This is a genomic window from Fischerella major NIES-592 (genome assembly GCF_001904645.1).
In the GTDB taxonomy this organism is placed as follows: domain Bacteria; phylum Cyanobacteriota; class Cyanobacteriia; order Cyanobacteriales; family Nostocaceae; genus Fischerella; species Fischerella thermalis.
The window spans coordinates 8,149-11,801 of record NZ_MRCA01000030.1 but is presented as its reverse complement, the minus strand read 5'-3'; the positions used below and the strand labels follow the sequence as shown (position 1 = coordinate 11,801).

The 3,653-nt window shown below is 42.2% G+C and carries 6 protein-coding genes; 4 read left to right on the top strand and 2 right to left on the bottom strand.

From position 1 onward, the window contains the following. The first annotated feature begins 108 nt into the window (after window positions 1–108). A complete protein-coding gene (locus tag NIES592_RS23935; protein WP_073557124.1) occupies window positions 109–297 on the top strand; it encodes a hypothetical protein in 189 nt (62 codons plus the stop codon). Between the two features lie 975 nt (window positions 298–1,272). Here NIES592_RS23935 and NIES592_RS23925 read toward each other — a convergent pair. Both NIES592_RS23925 and NIES592_RS23915 read right to left on the bottom strand, forming a co-directional pair. Continuing rightward, window positions 1,273–1,527 (bottom strand): hypothetical protein, encoded by a 255-nt coding sequence (locus NIES592_RS23925; RefSeq protein WP_073557122.1) that lies wholly within the window; start codon window positions 1,525–1,527, stop codon window positions 1,273–1,275. 385 nt (window positions 1,528–1,912) lie between these two features. Further along, complete coding sequence (locus NIES592_RS23915) at window positions 1,913–2,260, bottom strand: hypothetical protein (protein ID WP_073557120.1); 348 nt, start codon at window positions 2,258–2,260, stop codon at window positions 1,913–1,915. Window positions 2,261–2,380: 120 nt separating this feature from the next. On the opposite strand from NIES592_RS23915, the gene NIES592_RS23910 reads away from it, so the two are divergent. From NIES592_RS23910 to NIES592_RS23900, 3 genes are all read left to right on the top strand, one after another. Continuing rightward, entirely contained in the window at window positions 2,381–2,731 is a 351-nt protein-coding gene (locus tag NIES592_RS23910; RefSeq protein WP_083602524.1) for a hypothetical protein, read from the top strand. Between the two features lie 69 nt (window positions 2,732–2,800). Further along, complete coding sequence (locus NIES592_RS23905; RefSeq protein WP_139253792.1) at window positions 2,801–3,040, top strand: hypothetical protein; 240 nt, start codon at window positions 2,801–2,803, stop codon at window positions 3,038–3,040. A 4-nt stretch (window positions 3,041–3,044) separates the two neighbouring features. Next, complete coding sequence (locus tag NIES592_RS23900; protein WP_073557118.1) at window positions 3,045–3,476, top strand: hypothetical protein; 432 nt, start codon at window positions 3,045–3,047, stop codon at window positions 3,474–3,476. Window positions 3,477–3,653 lie beyond the last annotated feature (177 nt).

Below are 3,653 nucleotides of genomic sequence, written 5' to 3'. Positions count from 1 at the left end.
GGGGGTGGGGGAGGATGTGGCGAGCCTAATAATGCGAAATAATTGTTATTAATAGTATTCTCAAAATGTCATATTTTTAGAAATTTTTAATCGAATTGAGGAGAGATTATGGAGTTTTCTGCTAAGCGTGTTTATCCCACTGAAAAAGGTCTTCATATAGAGTTTGCAACTTCATCAGAAGCCGCAGAATTTTATCAACAAGGAATAGAGCTTGGTAATCGTGTTGAGCTTAATGACAAAACAGTAATTATGCTTTCTTCCAAGGCAAATAAAGAATTGTTCGGTATCGATCGATAAACTATTTTTTGAGGCGATCGATTGTAGGTGGGAAGGCTGGGGGTGGGATGGCGGCGCGACTGAGGAGAGGCAGGGCTAGCTCAAAAATTAATTAATTTACCTCGAAGCGTAAGCCCTGCCCGACGAAGGAGCAAATAATTTTAATCGCGATCGCAAATAGCTTCACTAGGCAACGAGAAAAAGGCATTCAGGTCTTAATGCGATCGCGTGGGGTAATTGCTCGCTGGGGCGGCAGGGGACTGGCAAACTCGCTATCGCTCAAACAAGCCAGCCCCCTGCACGATCCACAGCTCGCGGAATTCCAAAAAACAGCTTTCCTATTGTAACTACGGGGTCAAGGGTCTTCGATGAACTGCGACAGACCTATTTATGTGGTTGCTTCGCGTTTTTTATTTGGTCTGTCTTGCCCTTGACTCCCTCCGTAATGAAGAAAATGTAGTTTTTTGGAGTTTTTTATGAGTATTGAATTTGCAATTAGTGTTGCGTATCGAATTAATTCAGAAGTTTCTATTTCACAAAGGAGTAATAATGTATTGAGTTTAAGATTTTCAAATGAAGATGAAGCAATAATGTTTACAAGAGAACTTAGCATTCACATAGATATATTCAGAGTGATGAGAAATGATTCAGAAGTGATAGTTACGATAATTTAATTCATTGAATTTGGTAGTCAATCTTGGCTATCAAATTCTTAAATTTATTAATAAAAATATAAGTTAATCAATTGCTTCTTCGTCGGGCGGGGGTCGGCGCGATCGAGGTATATAGTTAATATTTTCGCTTGCCCCCGCCTCTCCTCAGTCGCGCCCACCATCCCACCCCAATGCGCGGGCGGCGGCGGCGGCTCCTCTCCTTCCCCATGAGACGACGACGACGCACGCGCCAATAAATAAACGCGCGTTAGCGCACGACTTTCATTCAAAAACTTAGAAATTTCTACTTTTGTCTTTTGGGGCGATCGTCGCCCCATTTTATTTACTCCCGATCAATCAGACTCTCGGCGATTCTGGCTACATTTTCCGCAATCGAGGCTAGATTTTCATGAAGCACTACTCTGTCTTCATTTAGTCCTCGCAGAATTTCGTACATCACCGCGCGATCGCGAATTAATTCTGACGTGGCTTGATACAAAGCGCTTACTTCTCTTCGAGTCTCAGCAATCGTGTCGCTATTACTAGCGATCGCTTTGGAATTTGATTGAATAATTTTCTCGATTTCTTCAGGTGTCATCTTTGATTTTTTCCTTGATTGATTTTCTCTATTTTACAATAGAATGCTTGTTAATTACAAAAGATTATGCAATAATATAATTAGTTGAGTTGGGGCATTTAGGAGAAATAAAAATGATGATTTATTGTCATAATTGCGAAGTTAAATTAGTTAGAGAAAAGCCTGAATTTAGGTCAAAACAGGATGGCTGGATTAACGAACATTGGTTCCCTGGGGAAAATTGGAAATGTATTCAATGCCCATCCTGCAACTATTTTCTGCAATCCCATGAGAAATCTTGGGAGGATTTAGAGAAAGAAGCAATTTTATCAGGTAGAGCTTATAACCAAGAGTAAATACCCTAAATTTGCTTTTGAAGAGTGATTCACTACTGAATCGCTTTTTTTTATGCGGTTTTCCTCTTTTTTGAACTTATATTCTTACGCACAATTTCAGAGAACCAATCAGCCATCGTCAGTCCACTTTCAGCGATCGCTTTATCAACTGCATCATCCAAATCCTGGTCTAGCCTCAGCGATCGAAGACGACCTTTAGGCTGCTCTGCGATTAATGACCCTTCCTCATTACGCTTCAACTTCGCTAACTGGGGCAGCTTCTTTGGTGGCTCGGTAATGGCTTTAGTTAGCTCCCAGCCGTTCTTTAATCGAGCATACACGGTATTGGTGTGGATGCCGTTTTCATGCGCGATCGCCATCTGCTCGGCGGTCACTTTGACATTCAGCTTTTTGACCATAATCCTTTGTAAATTCCATATATTCCCATCCTAACATTTTCTTTACAAAATACAATAGAATACTTGTGTTTAACAAAGATTCTTTGTATAATAAAGACAGTTGAATTTAAGGATTTTCCAATGAACCAATTGAAATTAAATCAGTATCCCAAAGCTATTGCTTGCCTTGAAGAGTCTTTGTTACAGGCTTCTCTTGATATTGAGATTTATTCAGAGCAGTTATCTTTCATGGACGCGGACATTGAAGCTGCGATCGCTAGTGACAGTTCCATGAAAAATGACCAAATGCGGAAAGCCAAGCGGCTAGAAATGCAGCAAGACCAGGATTATTTAGATATCAAGTCTCGTCTCAAAGATGCCAAGTTACAACGCGATCGCGCAACAATCCAGTTGAACTTACTAAGAAATGAGTTCTCGGTTGCCAAGCTGGAGGCACGGACGGCGATCGCTAGCTTAGAAGCTGTGGCGTAGATAAACAAAAATCCCCTCATTTAAGAGATGGGGGGATTAGTTGAATTTAAAAATTTTCCAACTTTTATTATGCACTACGACGACAGCGCCGCCGCAGACGCGGACGCAAGGGATAACTATATTGATGGGCAATATGACGCATTAGCCCTGCTCTCTCCCCAAAGCCAAGACTACTACTATTTACAAGGCTGGCATGAAACCAAGCGCAAATTAGCGAATGGCGAACTGTGTCAGCAATTCGAGCAGGTTCAAGCTGAAATTGAGGCATCAAAAAACTGGACTTATTCAGAAGACTGGGAGGAATTTTAAGCAAATGCAAGCAATAGAGAAAAATAATCCCCGTATTGGCTCTTTCAGGCGATCTATTCTAGAAATTCTTGAAGATTTCGCCAAACCAATTCCTTCCAGATTCATCAAACAGAAGCCAGTTTTCAGTCGCAGAAACGGGCAGCTAGTTAAAACTGGTGAGGTTGATTATGTAAGCTGGTCAACTTACATCAAATTGCTTGAATACTATGCACCAGGCTATGACTGGGAAATTAGAGTGCAATACCTTGGCGATCGCACGGTCGTTGAGGGAAGGCTGACTATTCGCGCACAAGAGGGCGATTTTGTCCGCGAAGCGACCGGACAGGAAGAAAGCGAAGTTGATGGCTATGGCGATCCTTGCTCAAATGCTGAAGCAAGTGCCCTAAGAAGGTGCTGCGCCAAGTTTGGCTTGGGTTTGCATCTCTGGGAGAAATAAAAATTTACTAGGGGAGATTGCAAAATACTACAAACATAATATCCCCTAGTAAAAATTCCCATCAAAATTTTCACCGACCGCCGCCGATATAAGCGTGACAACAACATTTGGCTTTAAGTAGCGGTCGGACTTGTGGGGAGGTGGACGAACTAGGGAGGTGGGAGGGTGGCGGGGTGG

What these genes read in the sequence shown, in the direction of transcription:
- NIES592_RS23935 (WP_073557124.1), top strand. Translation starts at nt 109, where the DNA reads ATGGAGTTTTCTGCTAAGCGTGTTTATCCCACTGAAAAAGGTCTTCAT.
- NIES592_RS23925 (WP_073557122.1), bottom strand. Translation starts at nt 1,527, where the DNA reads ATGACACCTGAAGAAATCGAGAAAATTATTCAATCAAATTCCAAAGCG.
- NIES592_RS23915 (WP_073557120.1), bottom strand. Translation starts at nt 2,260, where the DNA reads ATGGTCAAAAAGCTGAATGTCAAAGTGACCGCCGAGCAGATGGCGATC.
- NIES592_RS23910 (WP_083602524.1), top strand. Translation starts at nt 2,381, where the DNA reads ATGAACCAATTGAAATTAAATCAGTATCCCAAAGCTATTGCTTGCCTT.
- NIES592_RS23905 (WP_139253792.1), top strand. Translation starts at nt 2,801, where the DNA reads ATGCACTACGACGACAGCGCCGCCGCAGACGCGGACGCAAGGGATAAC.
- NIES592_RS23900 (WP_073557118.1), top strand. Translation starts at nt 3,045, where the DNA reads ATGCAAGCAATAGAGAAAAATAATCCCCGTATTGGCTCTTTCAGGCGA.